Source organism: Ruegeria sp. BI7, from assembly GCF_056537925.1.
Map to the genome: position 1 here is coordinate 112,343 of NZ_JBQFSK010000006.1, position 14,995 is coordinate 127,337.

The 14,995-nt window shown below is 54.8% G+C and carries 13 protein-coding genes; 10 read left to right on the forward strand and 3 right to left on the reverse strand.

The features are described from left to right. Positions 1–211 precede the first annotated feature (211 nt). Both dnaN and recF read left to right on the forward strand, forming a co-directional pair. Positions 212–1,333, forward strand: a complete 1,122-nt coding sequence (dnaN, locus tag ACR0JB_RS14835; protein WP_170351930.1) for a DNA polymerase III subunit beta — start codon at positions 212–214, stop codon at positions 1,331–1,333. A gap of 39 nt (positions 1,334–1,372) precedes the next feature. Further along, positions 1,373–2,470 carry a DNA replication/repair protein RecF gene (gene recF / locus ACR0JB_RS14840; protein ID WP_170399528.1) on the forward strand — a complete coding sequence of 366 codons (1,098 nt, stop codon included), beginning with the start codon at positions 1,373–1,375 and terminating at the stop codon, positions 2,468–2,470. Here recF and ACR0JB_RS14845 read toward each other — a convergent pair. Beyond that, the gene (locus ACR0JB_RS14845; RefSeq protein ID WP_170351932.1) at positions 2,467–3,033 is read right to left on the reverse strand and encodes a carboxymuconolactone decarboxylase family protein; all 567 of its coding nucleotides are present in this window, start codon (positions 3,031–3,033) and stop codon (positions 2,467–2,469) included. The two genes, recF and ACR0JB_RS14845, sit on opposite strands and share 4 nt — an antisense overlap. Positions 3,034–3,133: 100 nt before the next feature. Here ACR0JB_RS14845 and ACR0JB_RS14850 point away from each other — a divergent pair, with 100 nt between their 5' ends. Together ACR0JB_RS14850 and gyrB are read left to right on the forward strand one after the other, a co-directional pair. Further along, positions 3,134–3,706, forward strand: a complete 573-nt coding sequence (locus ACR0JB_RS14850) for a TetR/AcrR family transcriptional regulator (RefSeq protein ID WP_170399531.1) — start codon at positions 3,134–3,136, stop codon at positions 3,704–3,706. 102 nt (positions 3,707–3,808) lie between these two features. Beyond that, on the forward strand, positions 3,809–6,226 hold the full coding sequence (gene gyrB, locus ACR0JB_RS14855; RefSeq protein WP_170399534.1) for a DNA topoisomerase (ATP-hydrolyzing) subunit B: 2,418 nt from the start codon (positions 3,809–3,811) through the stop codon (positions 6,224–6,226). A gap of 364 nt (positions 6,227–6,590) precedes the next feature. Here gyrB and ACR0JB_RS14860 read toward each other — a convergent pair whose 3' ends face one another. Beyond that, positions 6,591–7,925, reverse strand: a complete 1,335-nt coding sequence (locus ACR0JB_RS14860) for a tetratricopeptide repeat protein (RefSeq protein WP_170399537.1) — start codon at positions 7,923–7,925, stop codon at positions 6,591–6,593. Positions 7,926–8,024: 99 nt separating this feature from the next. Between ACR0JB_RS14860 and ACR0JB_RS14865 the strand changes: the two genes are divergently transcribed. The 6 genes from ACR0JB_RS14865 to ACR0JB_RS14890 all read left to right on the forward strand — a co-directional run bounded on the left by ACR0JB_RS14865 (position 8,025) and on the right by ACR0JB_RS14890 (position 13,411). Beyond that, positions 8,025–8,243, forward strand: a complete 219-nt coding sequence (locus ACR0JB_RS14865; protein ID WP_170346907.1) for a hypothetical protein — start codon at positions 8,025–8,027, stop codon at positions 8,241–8,243. Positions 8,244–8,268: 25 nt separating this feature from the next. Then, positions 8,269–9,735: a guanitoxin biosynthesis MBL fold metallo-hydrolase GntH gene (gene gntH, locus ACR0JB_RS14870; RefSeq protein ID WP_217354401.1), complete on the forward strand. Its 1,467-nt coding sequence runs from the start codon at positions 8,269–8,271 to the stop codon at positions 9,733–9,735. Positions 9,736–9,749: 14 nt separating this feature from the next. Further along, positions 9,750–10,730: a CobW family GTP-binding protein gene (locus tag ACR0JB_RS14875; RefSeq protein ID WP_170399540.1), complete on the forward strand. Its 981-nt coding sequence runs from the start codon at positions 9,750–9,752 to the stop codon at positions 10,728–10,730. A gap of 165 nt (positions 10,731–10,895) precedes the next feature. Then, positions 10,896–11,693 carry a transporter family protein gene (locus ACR0JB_RS14880; protein WP_170399544.1) on the forward strand — a complete coding sequence of 266 codons (798 nt, stop codon included), beginning with the start codon at positions 10,896–10,898 and terminating at the stop codon, positions 11,691–11,693. A gap of 611 nt (positions 11,694–12,304) precedes the next feature. Beyond that, on the forward strand, positions 12,305–12,994 hold the full coding sequence (locus tag ACR0JB_RS14885; protein WP_480790025.1) for a hypothetical protein: 690 nt from the start codon (positions 12,305–12,307) through the stop codon (positions 12,992–12,994). 75 nt (positions 12,995–13,069) lie between these two features. After that, positions 13,070–13,411 (forward strand): hypothetical protein, encoded by a 342-nt coding sequence (locus ACR0JB_RS14890; RefSeq protein WP_170399550.1) that lies wholly within the window; start codon positions 13,070–13,072, stop codon positions 13,409–13,411. A gap of 15 nt (positions 13,412–13,426) precedes the next feature. Here ACR0JB_RS14890 and ACR0JB_RS14895 read toward each other — a convergent pair whose 3' ends face one another. Continuing rightward, positions 13,427–14,902: a DUF2779 domain-containing protein gene (locus tag ACR0JB_RS14895; protein ID WP_170399553.1), complete on the reverse strand. Its 1,476-nt coding sequence runs from the start codon at positions 14,900–14,902 to the stop codon at positions 13,427–13,429. Positions 14,903–14,995 lie beyond the last annotated feature (93 nt).

Consider the following 14,995-nt stretch of genomic DNA (forward strand, 5'->3'; position numbering starts at 1 on the left):
CAAGAAACGCCCCGGACCCTCACGCCCGGGGCGTTTTCTTGTGCGCTTAAATCCACGGTTGAATAGGAACTGTGCCCGCCCGGCCACGCGCCCCTTGACCCTTTGGCCGTTCCGACCCAGAAAACCATAAAAAATCCTTGTGCCTCAGGGTGGAACCGCTAACGTGCCAGTCCCGCCTGTTTTCGGCACGCAAGTCAGAGGAATTGAGGGTATGAAGATCAGCATCGAACGCGGCACCCTTCTTAAGGCCGTTTCGCAGGCCCAATCTGTTGTAGAGCGCCGGAACACTATTCCTATCCTTGCCAACGTGCTGATCGAGGCCGAAGGCGATCAAGCCCTGTTTCGCGCCACCGATCTGGATATCGAAGTGGTCGACAAAGCCCCGGCGCAGGTTGAAAAGGCGGGTGCTACAACCGTTGCGGCGACAACCCTGCATGAGATTGTGCGCAAGTTGCCCGACGGGGCGCTGGTGACACTGACTGCTGACAGCGCGGCGGGTCGTCTGACGGTCGAAGCAGGCCGGTCGAACTTCTCGCTGGCGACGCTGCCGAAAGAGGATTTCCCGGTGATGGCGTCGTCGGAGTATCAGTCGAACTTTACCGCTTCGGCAGCACTGTTGCGACGGTTGTTCGACAAATCGAAATTCGCCATCTCGACCGAAGAGACCCGGTACTACCTGAATGGTGTCTACATGCATGTGGCTGACGGGTCCGAAGGCGGCAAGGTGCTGCGCTGTGTGGCCACCGATGGCCACCGTCTGGCTCGCATTGATGCAGATTTGCCGGATGGTGCCGCAGACATGCCGGGCGTGATCGTGCCGCGCAAAACCGTGGGTGAGCTGCGCAAGCTGCTGGACGATGATGAAATGGATATCGCCGTCTCCGTCAGCGAAACCAAGGTGCGCTTCGCAACGCCCGATATCACACTGACCTCAAAAGTGATCGACGGCACCTTCCCCGACTACACCCGCGTGATTCCGCAGGGCAATACGCGTCAGCTGGAAGTGGACGCTGCTGAATTCGCGCAGGCCGTGGATCGGGTTGCTACCGTTTCGTCGGAACGCTCACGCGCTGTGAAACTGCAATTGGATGCGGACAAGCTGGTTCTGTCGGTCAACGCCCCCGATAGTGGTGCCGCCGAAGAAGAATTGGCCGTGGCCTACGGCGACGAACGGCTGGAGATCGGCTTCAACGCCAAATACCTGCTTGAGATCGCCAGCCAGGTGGATCGTGAAAACGCCGTGTTCCTGTTCAACTCGGCCGGTGATCCGACCCTGATGCGGGAAGGCAATGATCTAAGCGCAGTCTATGTTGTCATGCCGATGCGCGTCTGATCGACCCCGCGGGGTGTTTTTTAACGAAAGGGATGGGTCATGAGTTTGGCCCTGACCGAACTTACGGTCTCGCATTTCCGGTCGCACAAGCTGGCGCGGTTGTCCTTGGATGGGCGGCCGGTGGCGATACATGGGCCGAACGGGGCTGGCAAGACCAACATTCTTGAGGCAGTGTCGTTGTTTTCCCCCGGTCGCGGTATGCGCCGGGCCAGCGCGGCCGAGATGACCCGGCGACCTGAGGCACTGGGCTGGAAGCTGTCCGGCCTGTTGCAAGCACAGGGCCGGAATTACGAGATCGAGACCTGGTCCGAAAGTGGCGCGGCGCGGCAGGTTCGGATCGATGGCAAAGCGTCCAATCAGATAGATTTGGGTAAACTGGCGCGGGTGGTTTGGCTGATCCCCTCGATGGACCGGCTGTGGATCGAAGGGGCTGAGGGGCGGCGCCGCTTTCTGGATCGGATTGCGCTGAGTTTCGACCCCGCCCATGCCGAGGCCTCGCTGACCTATGAAAAATCCATGCGCGAGCGCAACCGTCTGCTGAAAGAGCAGGTGCGCGATGCCCATTGGTATGCAGCGCTTGAAGGGCAGATGGCCGAGACCGGCCATAGAATACACTCCGCGCGGCTGGCCGCGTTGGAACATCTGCAAAGGGCGCAGGAACAGGCGGAAACGGCGTTTCCGTCCGCTGATCTGGAATTGGTGCAAACCGAAGGCGTGATGCCCGAGGCAGCTGAGGATTTGCGCGAGGCCTTGAATGAAAGCCGTTTCCGCGATTTGGCGGCAGGGCGCACATTGGTCGGACCGCATCGGTCGGACCTCTATGGTGTGTTTGCGGCCAAAGGTGTGCCAGCCAAGGATTGCTCGACCGGAGAGCAAAAGGCGCTGTTGGTGTCGCTGATCCTGTCAAACGCGCGGGCGCTGGCCGGGATGGTTGGCGCGCCTCCGATCGTGTTGCTGGATGAGGTGGCTGCCCATCTGGATGCGGGGCGACGGGCGGCGCTGTATAATGAGATTTGCGCGCTGGGCGCTCAGGCCTGGATGACGGGCACCGGGCCTGAGCTGTTTGCGGAATTGGGCGACCGAGCCCAGATGTTAATCGTGAGTGATGGCTTTGAGGGCTCGGTCGTATCCGCTTAGGCGGGTTCGCTGACTTTGCGTTCCCACAGGAAGCCACGCATGACCTCGTCAACCGGCGTTTGTGCCATGTGGTTGACGTAGTTCGACATGGTTTTCTGCGCCAGACCCAGCACCACGTCCAATACAGCGCGGTGCGAGTAGCCTGCATCAAAGAAGGCCTGCAGCTGTTCCTCGGACGGGTTGCCCCGGGTTTCCATCATTTGCAGGGTGAACGTGCGTAGCGCCTCAAGCTTGGCATTGGGCAGCGGGGTTTCGTTGCGCAGGGCCTCGGTGATCTCGTCCGAGACCTTCATCATCTTGGCAATGCCGGTATGCGCTGGCACGCAGTAATGGCATTCGTTTTCCACGTTGATGGTCTGCCAGACGACGGTTTTTTCGTCATTGTCGAAATCTGTCTGCACGAACAGATGGTGTAGCACCTGATAGCCTTCCAAATGCTGGGGGCTTTCGGCCATCACTTTGTGCAAACCGGGCAGGCGGCCAAACGCGGCCTGAGATTTTTCCAGCAATGGTTTGGAACCTTCAGGGGCGGATTCGAGGTCGTGTGAAGGGAAGTTGGCCATTTGGGAATTCCTTTTTTCTGGCGGCTGAGTCCGAAATAGCCTTTCTTGAGCGTTCGCTCAAGTATATATTTGAGCAACCGTTCAAGAATTGGTGAAGATGATGCCCCGCAAACCTGCCTATGACCGAGATACCCTGATCGCACAGGCCCGAGATATATTCTGGCGTCACGGTTGGGCCGGAACATCGTTGAAGGACCTAGAGCGTGAGTTGAAGTTGAAGCCAGGCAGCTTTTATGCGGCGTTTGGTTCAAAGGATGCGCTTTATGCGCTGGCAATGGAACGCTATGCGCAGGATGGCGTCGCCAATATGGTGGCCTTGGCGCAGGATCTGGGCCCCTTAGAGGCGCTCAAGGCCCAGCCGCGACTGGTGGTTGAGGCGTCTGTGTTGCCTACCAAGGCTTGCATGTTGTCCAAAACCTATGCCGAATTGCAGGCGCGGGGACATGAGTTGGCAAGTCAGGCCCGCATCCACATGATCGCAATGAAGACCTGTTTTGCAGACCTGTTTCAACGCGCGCAAAAAGCCGGTGAGATCGGTTCGGAACATGACCCGGAGCGTCTTGCCGCGCGGTATCAATCCGACCTTCTGGGCCTGCGATTGTCGGCCGAGCGGGATGATGTGAACGCAGCGGAAATTGCCGCAGATATCGCGGCCGACCTCGATCGGCTTTGATCCGCAAATCAAGGTCATCCAAACCACAAAATCTTGGGGGAGCGCGTGACATTCCCCACCAGAAAACGTATAAGTTACCAAAATAATATAGGTACTGACTGAATGTCCGACGACGCACAGGCACCCCAGGAATACGGTGCAGATTCCATTAAAGTTCTCAAAGGGTTAGAGGCAGTTCGCAAGCGCCCCGGTATGTATATCGGCGACACGGACGATGGCTCGGGCCTGCACCATATGGTGTACGAGGTCGTGGACAATGGAATTGACGAAGCTTTGGCCGGTCACGCCGACCATGTAACCGTCAAAATTCACGCCGACTCCAGTGTATCTGTCAGCGATAACGGCCGCGGAATTCCCGTCGATATTCACCCGGAAGAAGGTGTTTCTGCCGCCGAAGTGATCATGACTCAGCTACATGCCGGAGGTAAGTTCGACAGCAATTCCTACAAGGTTTCGGGCGGCCTGCATGGCGTTGGCGTTTCGGTGGTGAACGCGTTGTCGAACTGGCTGGAATTGCGCGTCTGGCGTAACGGCAAGGAACACGTCGCACGGTTCGAGGGCGGTGAGACGGTTGAACACCTTAAAGTCGTGGGTGAGTGCGGTGAACGGACAGGAACCGAGGTCCGGTTTTTGGCTTCTACGGATACGTTCTCGAACCTTGAGTACTCGTTCGAGACTCTGGAAAAACGACTGCGCGAACTTGCGTTCTTGAACTCGGGCGTGCGGATTATCTTGATCGACGAACGCCCTGCGGAACGGCTGGAAACCGAGTTGTTCTATGAGGGCGGCGTCAAGGAATTCGTCAAATACCTCGACCGTTCGAAATCCGCTGCGATGCCTGAACCGATCTATATCAAGGGCGAGCGCGACGAGATCGGTGTCGAAATCGCGATGTGGTGGAATGACAGCTATCACGAGACGGTGTTGCCCTTCACCAACAATATCCCCCAGCGCGATGGAGGCACTCATGTGGCCGGTTTTCGTGGAGCGCTGACCCGTACAATCAATAACTACGCACAATCCAGCGGGATCGCGAAAAAGGAGAAGGTCAACTTCACTGGCGATGATGCGCGCGAAGGTTTGACCTGTGTGTTGTCCGTCAAAGTGCCCGATCCGAAGTTCTCGTCCCAGACCAAGGACAAGCTGGTGTCGTCCGAGGTGCGCCCAGCGGTTGAAGGTCTGATGAACGAAAAGCTGGCAGAGTGGTTCGAAGAGAACCCGAACGAGGCCAAGACCATTGTCGGCAAAATCATCGAGGCTGCTCTGGCGCGTGAGGCCGCGCGCAAGGCTCGCGAACTGACCCGCCGCAAAACGGCGATGGACGTGAATTACCTAGCCGGCAAGCTGAAGGACTGCTCCGAGAAGGACCCATCAAAGACCGAAGTTTTCCTGGTCGAGGGGGACTCGGCCGGCGGATCGGCGCAAACCGGGCGGGATCGTCTGACGCAGGCGGTATTGCCGCTGCGCGGGAAAATCCTAAACGTGGAACGGGCGCGGTTTGATCGGATGCTGTCTTCGCAGGAAATCGGCAACCTTGTCATGGCGCTGGGCACCGGTATTGGCCGCGATGAGTTCAACATCGAAAAGCTGCGCTACCACAAGATCGTCATCATGACCGATGCGGATGTTGACGGCGCGCATATCCGGACGCTGTTGCTGACCTTCTTCTATCGGCAGATGCCGGAACTGATCGAAGGCGGATACCTCTATATCGCGCAACCGCCGCTTTATAAAGTTTCACGCGGTAAATCAGAGGTTTACCTGAAAGACCAGGCCGCTCTGGATGACTACTTGATCAATCAGGGCGTTGAAGGGGCCGTGCTGAAACTGGGCTCGGGTGAAGAGATCATCGGGCAGGACTTGACTCGCGTCGTGGACGAGGCGCGTCAATTGAAACGCGTATTGGACGCATTCCCGACCCATTATCCGCGCCACATTCTGGAACAGGCCGCCGTTGCCGGTGCCTTTGTGCCGGGTGCTGTGGATGCTGACCTGCAGGGTGTGGCCGACAAAGTTGCCGCCCGTTTGGACCTGATTGCGCTGGAATACGAACGCGGCTGGCAAGGTCGGATCACGCAGGATCACGGCATCCGTCTGGCCCGTATCCTGCGCGGTGTTGAAGAGGTCCGCACGCTGGACGGCCCCATGCTGCGCTCAGGCGAGGCCCGCAAAACCGGCAGCTTTACCCAAAGCCTACAAGAGATCTACAACACCCCCGCCACCCTCATCCGTCGCGACCGTAGCCAGATGATCCACGGCCCGCTGGACTTGTTGCGCGCCATTCTGGAAGAGGGTGAAAAGGGTCTATCGCTGCAACGCTACAAAGGGTTGGGAGAGATGAACCCCGACCAGCTATGGGAAACCACGCTGGACCCGGACGCACGGACTCTGCTGCAGGTGCGGGTGGACGATATGGTCGAGGCAGATGACCTGTTCACCAAGCTGATGGGCGACGTGGTAGAGCCGCGCCGTGAATTCATCCAACAAAACGCGTTGAGCGTCGAGAATCTGGATTTCTAAGTCTCTGTAGGTTTGCCCATAACACTTCGCGCACCCCATAAATTTGCGTAGTTCGCCCATAGTTTTGCGCTGCGCGTTTGTCCGCATTAGCGACGAATTAAATCAGTTTATGGCTTAGTCGTCGCGGTTATGGCCCTTTGCTTTGCTCAATCCCGCAATGGGCCTCCCTAAGGAACCTTGGATTCTCGCGAAGGTCTGCGATGCGCAGAAAGCGGGCTTTGCAAATCTGCAAAGCCCATCCTCAATCGACAGACGGCGTGGTCCGGCTCAATCACCGATTTTATCAACGCCGTGTGATTTCAAAGCGGAATTATATGAATTGATTTTGACGCTCGTTTCTAGGCAATAGGCGCGATACGTTTCGTCAGTATCTACTCAGCGTCTCCAGTATTATGTTCCGCGTATTGACGTCGTTGTGGAAAATCCTGCCGGCGAGAAACTCGGACGGAAACTCAGGCCATGTCCTGCGCATTTCAGCGACGAGCCGTCGTGCTTCTTCTGAATTTCCCAACTGATCATACGCAACGGCTTGGAATAAGAGCGAAGGCGCACTGACTGGCGCTCCGGCAGCTGGCGCTCCCTGAAAGGCTTCAACAACACTTTCGTAGTTCCCGAGCATTAGTTGTGAAACGCCCCAGATGTTTCTCGCACCAAACCTACCAGATCCTGATTTGGGTCTCTCCGGGTTGCTAACCTCGGCAGCAAGTTCCGGGGCGTTAGCCAAGATGGCGGTCATACCTGCAACGTCGAGAATATGGCCATCCTTCGGCGCCAGTTCGACGGACATTCTAGCGTATTTCAATGCCTCGTTTGGCTGGTTTTTGACAGCCAGCACCCAACCATTTGCGCCGTTTGCCCACGCATCAGAGGGGGACAATTCAAGCGCTTTTCCAGACATTTCCGAGGCTTGATTGAAGAGATCATCCCTTTGTGCTTCATCCGGCGACAACACTGCCAGGATCGCCAAGACCTGCGCTGATCCGGCATAGCCGTCGGACAGAGCCGGGTCGAGTTCCCTAGCGTGCTGGAACATTCCCAGCGCTATTTGCTGACGCTTGACATCAAAAACGGGGAAAAACATGCCGCGGGCTTGATCCGCAAGGTTGACCGCCTGGAGTCGTGTCAATGATTGTTCACCAAGCGCCACACGTTCTGCTTGTTCGATGGATCGAGTTGTTGGCACAACCTCCCTGCTATCCTGGCTCATCCAGATGCCAAGCACAGCGACCAATGCAAGAACACCCAGTCCTGCATGCAGCAGTTGCCGCGAACGCCAACGGCCAACTGGATTGTCGCTCTTCAGTTCACTTGATGTGCGGTCTTCGATTGCAGGTTCGAATGAAAACCGCGGCTTGTATCCGCCGGGGTCAACAAAAATGCGAACTCCATTGCCGTCCCAGTGATCTTCGTAGAACTGATGCAAAAGACGACGCAGCCGCCTTGCCTCAACGCGAACCAGGTTTTGACCACCAGTACCATCTATGCGCCGCCCATAGACCTCAACAGCGATAGCTTTGCCTCTAATCTGAGTGCTTCGACCAGATAGAGATTCCTCGACTATATAGGTGAGAAATTGCGTGAGTCGTGGTGAAGCTTGAAACCCGTCGCTTGATACGATTCGACTCAGAGCTTCCCGGATGAGTTCCGGAGAAGGCTGTCCAACATGTTGATTTATTGTTAAATCGTTGGATTTGTTCAATGTCAACTCACCCCCAACTCACGGTGACTCACTTGGCCTTTGCGGTCAACCGCACTCATCTTGATTTGAGAATAGATAGTGGGTGTCGGGACTTTTCCAGTGACGGTCGACCTGATTGAAGAAATTCCAGAACTTTCTGATGTGCTTTCGGGGCGTATCGGAACGGATGCGCTACTCGGCGAAGTCATCGAAGACCTGAAGAAAGCATCTGCGTTTTCGAAAGACGCATCGATCTCGGCCTCAGAGCGCGCCGAATGGGCCCACATCAAATCTGAACTCATCAACGAGCTTCGCCGGATGTTGAAGCGCAACCTTTGAGATACTTCCAACTGAGGACCAATCCATGACCAAGGAAGACAATAGAAAAGACCAGGACGACAAACAGGTTCGGGCATCAGATCAAATTGAAGACCCGTCGCGGCGGAGTGTTCTTAAGGGCTTGGCAACTGGAGCGGCTGCGACAGGGGCAGCTGGGTTTGCGGCTGGAAGTGCCGAGGCCCACGAAGGAGACGGTCCACTTGGAGAAACACTCAAGAACCCATATGGTGGTCGACCCGCAGGCGGCATCTCTTTGCCAGAGTACTTCCGTCCTACGAAGTACATGACTGGTTCAAATGCGAACTATTTTCCGCTTAGTGAGGAGTTGGGGCCAGATGAGATGCGCATCTCATTCTGCGGCTCAACACCATATCCGCCGCGCGAAGATCAGGCGGGTACTTGTATCATGGTGGAGTTGGGGAATGGAAAACGGTTCTTCTTCGACTTTGGGTCCGGTTGTGTCCGCAACATCATTGCGATGCAAGTGCCTGGGCAGTTGATCAACGACATCTTCATCTCTCACCTGCATGTCGACCACTATGCCGACATTCCGTATATTTACCCCTTCCGTGCCTGGTCGGGTGGCTACACGCCACTACGCATCCATGGGCCGTCAGGTCGAACACCCGAGCTTGGCACAGCCGGTATGGTCAAAGGCATGCAACAGATGCTCAAATGGCATCTGGAGGCCTTTGATGTGTTCCCGATTGGGGACGGCTATGAGATCGAGGTCAACGAGTTCGATTTCCGCCAAGAAGGTGGCATCGTTTATGACCAAGAAGGTGTGACTGTTCGGTCCTGGCCGCGCAGTCATGCCAAGGACGGCGCAGTTGGTTATCGGCTCGATTGGAACGGTCTGAGCTTTGTATGGACCGGCGATGGACGCCCGGATGAGCTTTCACGGAAATACGGCGAAGGCGTTGATGTCTTTGTAACCGAAATGTCGGGACAGGATATTGGTCAGTTGATGACTTACAAATACGGTATCCCACAGGATCTCTTTAATTACACTATCGATACGCATCACACCTCCCACTATGCCGTGGGTAAGCTCTTTGCTGACACAAGGCCGCGTTTGGGAATGGTGACACACTATACCCAGGACGAAGACATTGACGCTGAAATGCTGGCTGGTATTCGCGCCCACTACGACGGTCTGTTCCAATGGGGTCTCGATGTAGCCGTTGTGAACGTGACCAAGGATGCAATCTGGTACAGGAAAGCTGCATTGCCCGGAAAATCCGGTACTGTGCCACCATTTCGTGAACTGGCTGCGGCAGCCGAGGCCGGGCGTATTGAGCTTCCGGATGAAATCACATTACCGAATCCGAGGCTCACCCGAGCAGATCAGCAAGACCAGAAGTACCGTGATATGGAGATCGATCCACGCGAATACTACCCAACTGACGTTTTCCGAGCACCCGGCGGGGACTGGCCGCAGGACTTTACCATCAAAGTTTCGGATGTAATCGGCTCGCGTGATGAAGACTGAGGAGAGATTGAACAATGATTGAATTCGGTTCGACTTCCGCAATCCCCGTAACGATCCTTACCGGCTTTCTCGGAGCCGGTAAGACAACACTTTTGAACCGCATCCTGACCGGCAATCACGGGTTGCGGGTTGCGGTTCTGGTGAATGACTTTGGATCAATAAACGTAGACGCCGACTTGGTCGTCGGTCTTGAAGATGATGTGATGAGTTTGGCAAATGGCTGCGTGTGCTGCTCGATCCGAGATGACCTGATCGAAACGGTAGAAGCCGTTCTCGCCCGGCCTGAGAAACCGGAATACATCGTCCTTGAAGCAAGCGGAGTGTCGGATCCGTCATCAATTGCGATGACATTTACCGATCAGAAGTTTCGGGACATGATCCGCTTGGACAGCCTGATGTGCCTGGTCGATGCGGAACAGCTTTTTGCTGCGCCGGAACAAATGGAACTGAAGCTCCGTCAAATCGCGTTCTCAGATATGGTTATTTTGAACAAAGTCGATCTTGTCGACAGGGCGGCTGTTCAAAGGGTGCACGATTGGCTCGGGTCTCGCTTCCGTCGCTATCGTTTGGTCGAAGCTGTCAATGCGGACGTCCCACTGGATATACTTCTTTCAGTCGGTCGCTTTGCCGCCGAACAGCTACAAACAGAAATACCCGATCATCATGAACATGGACCGGATTGTGGTTGCCACCACTCTGATCACTCGGACAGCTTCTCAACAACTATGATGAAAGCTGAACACCCCATAAGCCTATCCTCTCTCCGCAGCGCTATTCGGAAGCTTCCCGGTGATGTCTATCGTCTCAAGGGTTTTGTCTTCAGTGAGGAGGATCCGGATCATCGCATTCTTGTTCAGGTCGTTGGAAAACGTATGGACATCGCACGGGATGGCACATGGGGTGACCGCAAACCCGAAACAAGGCTTGTCGCCATAGGCGCACCGGGGGCCCTCTCCGAGGATGTGCTTTCGGATACGCTTATGGAGACAGTCTGAAAGCCATGTTCGATCAAGTATTTTGGCTATAAGTCAACCGTGCTGGATAATGTCATCCAGTTCGGCGGCGGCGGACTGTGAGTGGGCCATTGACGTCATTGCCAACCTGGCGATCTCAAGTGCAAGCCACCCATGAGAAAACGGCCAGCTAAGAGGAGACCGCCTATGAACCTCAGGTTGCTACGCTGCTCCATACTTGCCGGGATTGGTGCCCTTTCTGGTACTGCGTGGGCAGAGTCCCGGGAAGAAGAACTAGCAAAGCAACTTGCTAACCCCGTGGCCGCTCTCATTAGTGTACCATTCCAGCTGAATTATGATCAGAATTTGGGTGCCGACAGAAATGGTTCGCATTGGATATTAAACGTACAACCGGTTGTTCCCTTTGATCTTACGGATGATTGGAACCTCATATCCCGAACAATTCTTCCAATTGCCTCCATAGATGGTGGCTTGCCGGGTTCTGGATCCGAGACTGGGCTAGGAGATACTGTTCAAAGCTTTTTCCTTTCGCCCAAAAAACCAAGTGCGGGCGGTTGGATCTGGGGGGCTGGCCCCGTTTTTCTGCTGCCAACGTCGACAGATAACAGCTTAGGTCTCGGAGAGTGGGGTGCTGGAGTTACCGGCGTGGCACTCAAACAGCAGGGTCAGTGGACATATGGTGGCTTGACAAATCACATCTGGGACATTGATGGTGATACCGACATCAACCAGACGTTCTTACAGCCGTTTATTTCCTACACAAATTCGAACGCGTGGACGTTCACATTAAACACTGAGTCCACCTACAACTGGGAAACCGATCAATGGTCTGTGCCAATCAACGGTGTTGTCACCAAAGTTACCCAACTCGGGGATCAACTTGTCAGCGTAGGCGGGGGAGTACGCTACTGGGCCGACGGCCCAGATAGTGGACCTGACGGTTGGGGCGTAAGACTTGTAGCTACCTTGCTATTTCCCAAATAGTTGAGCCCTTCCTGAGAGAATACCGCTTACCGGATGCAGGCATTGCGCTGATGAAAGCGAACGGCAGTTTGCTCCGCATCTCGGAGGATGTAGAGCTCGTAATGAAGGTCCGGTTTGAGCTGCGAGCAGTAATTGAAACCCATAGCAGGCATCGCCTAGCCAGTCCCCATGGGTAATGCAGCGTGTCTTTCATCAACCTTATCTACCTGGTCGGATCATCCTGGTAACGCCTAGGAGCTGATATTGCCGTCTAAGCCGGGCGCGCCATGGATTTGCTGCGAGCCCCGAAGTATCTATGTTCAATGGAAAGCTCTCAGCCTGGGCTTTGGGGCAATTTAGGTTGACAATTTATCTGTGAAATCGCCGGATTTCTTGGGTAACAATTTTGGAGGTGGTGAACGCTTGCCGCTCCGGTCTGCGGCTGACACCAAATTAGGAGATACGCAATTTCTATCGACAGTTTTGCGGAAACCGAGATTGGAAAACACCTTGCCGACGCTGCACGTCGTTGCCGCATGGTTTTCTTCACTGGATTACCAGCGTCTGGAAAGTCATTTCTGTTGCGCCAGCATATATCCATTTCGGTCTCGTTGGGACGACGCGTACATATCATGCGGTGGGATACAGGACTCGCGGCGTTTCAGACCGAAAACATACTCGCAAAGTATCCAGATGTTTCAGATGGAACTCATCCGTTGATCCGAAAGGCAGCCGGATTGTGGGGCCGGAGAGCCCTGGCGCGATGGCTCGCAGAGACCACCGATCCCACAGACATGATTGTCGGTGAAGTCCCTATCATCGGAAACAGGTTTTCCGAGTTCATCCAGGCGCAGCCGGATCAGGTTGAACCAGCCTTAGCATCCGAGGAAACCACATTCATCTATCCTGTTCCTTCAATGAGCTTGCGTGCCAATCTCGAAGCCATCCGAAGGTCTACGTTTGCGAACCCAAAACACCCTGATGAGGCCAGAGATGCGCCTCCATCGACAATGGAGCTGGCTTGGCGTTTGACGTGTACCAAGGCCGCAGAATTGGGTTTGATCTCAGAAGCGGACAGTCATTCTCCGTACGAGGAGATGATTTATGTGCGGTTTTTTGAGCACCTACTGCAACATCGAAACGCCATCAGAATTGGGGTCGATTCGATTTTTTCAAATGCCGGGTCAGCCCATGATCTGGGGGCGAGTATTTTAGAACTCAATGCAAGCTCGGATGAAGTACGGTGTGTAGTCGCAGAGGTAGAGGCTACTTTTACAGTCGAGGAAGCTACCCGAGACGTTGAAAACTGGTATCGGGTGTAGCCTCTTGCAAAAGTTCGCTCTTTGGCGTCTTGGAAACTGCAAGGTCTAAATGTGAATAAGGACGCAGTGGCTCGTGTGATCGAGAAAGAATTCAGTGGCTTCCATCCGGGTCATTTGGCGTCTACTTCATCGAGAGAGTGGTTGCCCGCAACGGAAGCGGCGCGACAACTCGGAATTTCTGCACAGCGTCTCGTTGTGGCAGTCCAGAAAAAAGAGATCGCTGGTAAGATCAGTCAACGCGGATTTGGACATAATCAAACAGTCGTTCCCAGGTTCGAAGTTCTCAACATTGCAGCAGATCGTCGGCGCTTCACCACGTCTTGTATCGGTTGGATTGGCAAGATTAAGTCTTGGGGGCGCCGTAACTCCGGCAAATCGCCTGGTCTCGTGGGGGAGCAGCACCGCCAGGTGTTTTGAGGTTCGTGGCACACCTCACATCGCCAGCAATTCCCGATGAATTGCGACCATCGCCCAGGTGTCGCGCGTGCAATACGCCACAAGATCAGAATAGACCTTCTCGCGCGCTGGATCATCCGGTTTGGTCAGTGTTACGTCCTTCCAAAGGCGAGACGCGCTCGCCCCCTCTTTGATGTCCAGATCATCGTATGAAAGTTCTGGCAAAAACGCTGGAAGAACGGCCTTGATAGAGGCGCTTCCCTTGAACGCGGGATCGTTGATCACTTCATCCGCAAACGGCTTCATCAGATCTACAACGCGGGCGTTTAGGCCTTCCAGGAACTCTGCATGCTCTGGATAAGTTTCCGCCATTTCCGTATTGCGCGATTTCTCGAACGGAGCATACCAAACCACTACAGAGCCAACGTTTCCTATGTCCTCACGAAGCCTTTTCAGCAAGGCTGGCATCGGGTTACTGGCGTCTTGGTGGAGATACTCCCTGTGCTCAATTTCTCCTCCAGGCTCATGCTGGACATGCAAGGAATACTGGAAAGCCACTTGCTGATAGGGACGCGTTCCGTCCCAGGGTGGCACCAAACTCTGAGACGACTCGTAGTCAAAATAATAAACCGGATAGACAATCTCGCTCAGAAACCTGCTTAACTCCTGATGATCGATAGTGCGTGCACCGTTTGCCACTGCTCTCAAGTAGCGTTGCGCCGACTTGCCCAACACAGATGGATCACTGATCTCGTCAATCTTTGTGATCCCGTCTGCGATGAGTTCGGAGGCTTTTTCCGCGTTCATGAACGGAAGGCGGTGGATGCTGTCTTGCACGATTGGAGGGTCAAGTTTTTCGCGAATGTCCAACCATTCACCATAGGATTTTAATCGCGCGCGTTCGGGGGACGGATCAGGCATCGTACCACTGGCAACGACGCTCAATGCCTGATCGATACGCGTGCGTGTTTTTTCGAGCTGCTCAGTCACCGCACCAGTGATGTCGGTGATGCTGACAAGCTCTCGCGGATTGATTTCGCCGTTTCTGACGTAATCACGGTTCACATGTGCCACTTCGCAGCGCACAATGGGGAACCCGGCTGCCTCAAGCACGACACGCTGGAATGCGAGATCAAAAGTATGTTCGGGCTTTGCAGATGTCCCGCTCTTGATCTCTGTCAGAACGTACCCATCGCCATTACGGCTCACGATGTCGGAGATGCAAGTTATGGTTCCATCTTCATAGCGTCCCTGTGCCACGGCGTTCGCACCATCTCTCCAAGCATCCAGAGTGCGCGCGGGCAGAGCTTGGTATTCTGAAAAATCTGAAAAACCGAGGCGAACGAGATCACCAAATAGCTCCTCAGCATAAGGCTCAAACGCGTGCCCCTCGTCAAAACGCGCCTGCAATGAGGGGTCAATCGGCGGCAACAGATGCTTGGCGTGCTTCTTGATCCATAGCCAGGCGGGGTGCCTGAGAAACATCATGTAATCTGATTTGGATAGCATCATGTAATTTGCATCCCAGAATTGATGAAATCAGTGGAAGACCATCATGGTCAGCTATTGAGAGTAACTTTTCTTTGGTGCAGTCGGCGTCACCAC

Bases quoted from the DNA above. Each gene is read 5' to 3' on its own strand.
- ACR0JB_RS14850 (WP_170399531.1), top strand. From the start codon at position 3,134: ATGCCCCGCAAACCTGCCTATGACCGAGATACCCTGATCGCACAGGCC.
- ACR0JB_RS14845 (WP_170351932.1), bottom strand. From the start codon at position 3,033: ATGGCCAACTTCCCTTCACACGACCTCGAATCCGCCCCTGAAGGTTCC.
- ACR0JB_RS14895 (WP_170399553.1), bottom strand. From the start codon at position 14,902: ATGATGCTATCCAAATCAGATTACATGATGTTTCTCAGGCACCCCGCC.
- dnaN (WP_170351930.1), top strand. From the start codon at position 212: ATGAAGATCAGCATCGAACGCGGCACCCTTCTTAAGGCCGTTTCGCAG.
- gyrB (WP_170399534.1), top strand. From the start codon at position 3,809: ATGTCCGACGACGCACAGGCACCCCAGGAATACGGTGCAGATTCCATT.
- ACR0JB_RS14885 (WP_480790025.1), top strand. From the start codon at position 12,305: ATGCGGTGGGATACAGGACTCGCGGCGTTTCAGACCGAAAACATACTC.
- recF (WP_170399528.1), top strand. From the start codon at position 1,373: ATGAGTTTGGCCCTGACCGAACTTACGGTCTCGCATTTCCGGTCGCAC.
- ACR0JB_RS14880 (WP_170399544.1), top strand. From the start codon at position 10,896: ATGAACCTCAGGTTGCTACGCTGCTCCATACTTGCCGGGATTGGTGCC.
- ACR0JB_RS14875 (WP_170399540.1), top strand. From the start codon at position 9,750: ATGATTGAATTCGGTTCGACTTCCGCAATCCCCGTAACGATCCTTACC.
- gntH (WP_217354401.1), top strand. From the start codon at position 8,269: ATGACCAAGGAAGACAATAGAAAAGACCAGGACGACAAACAGGTTCGG.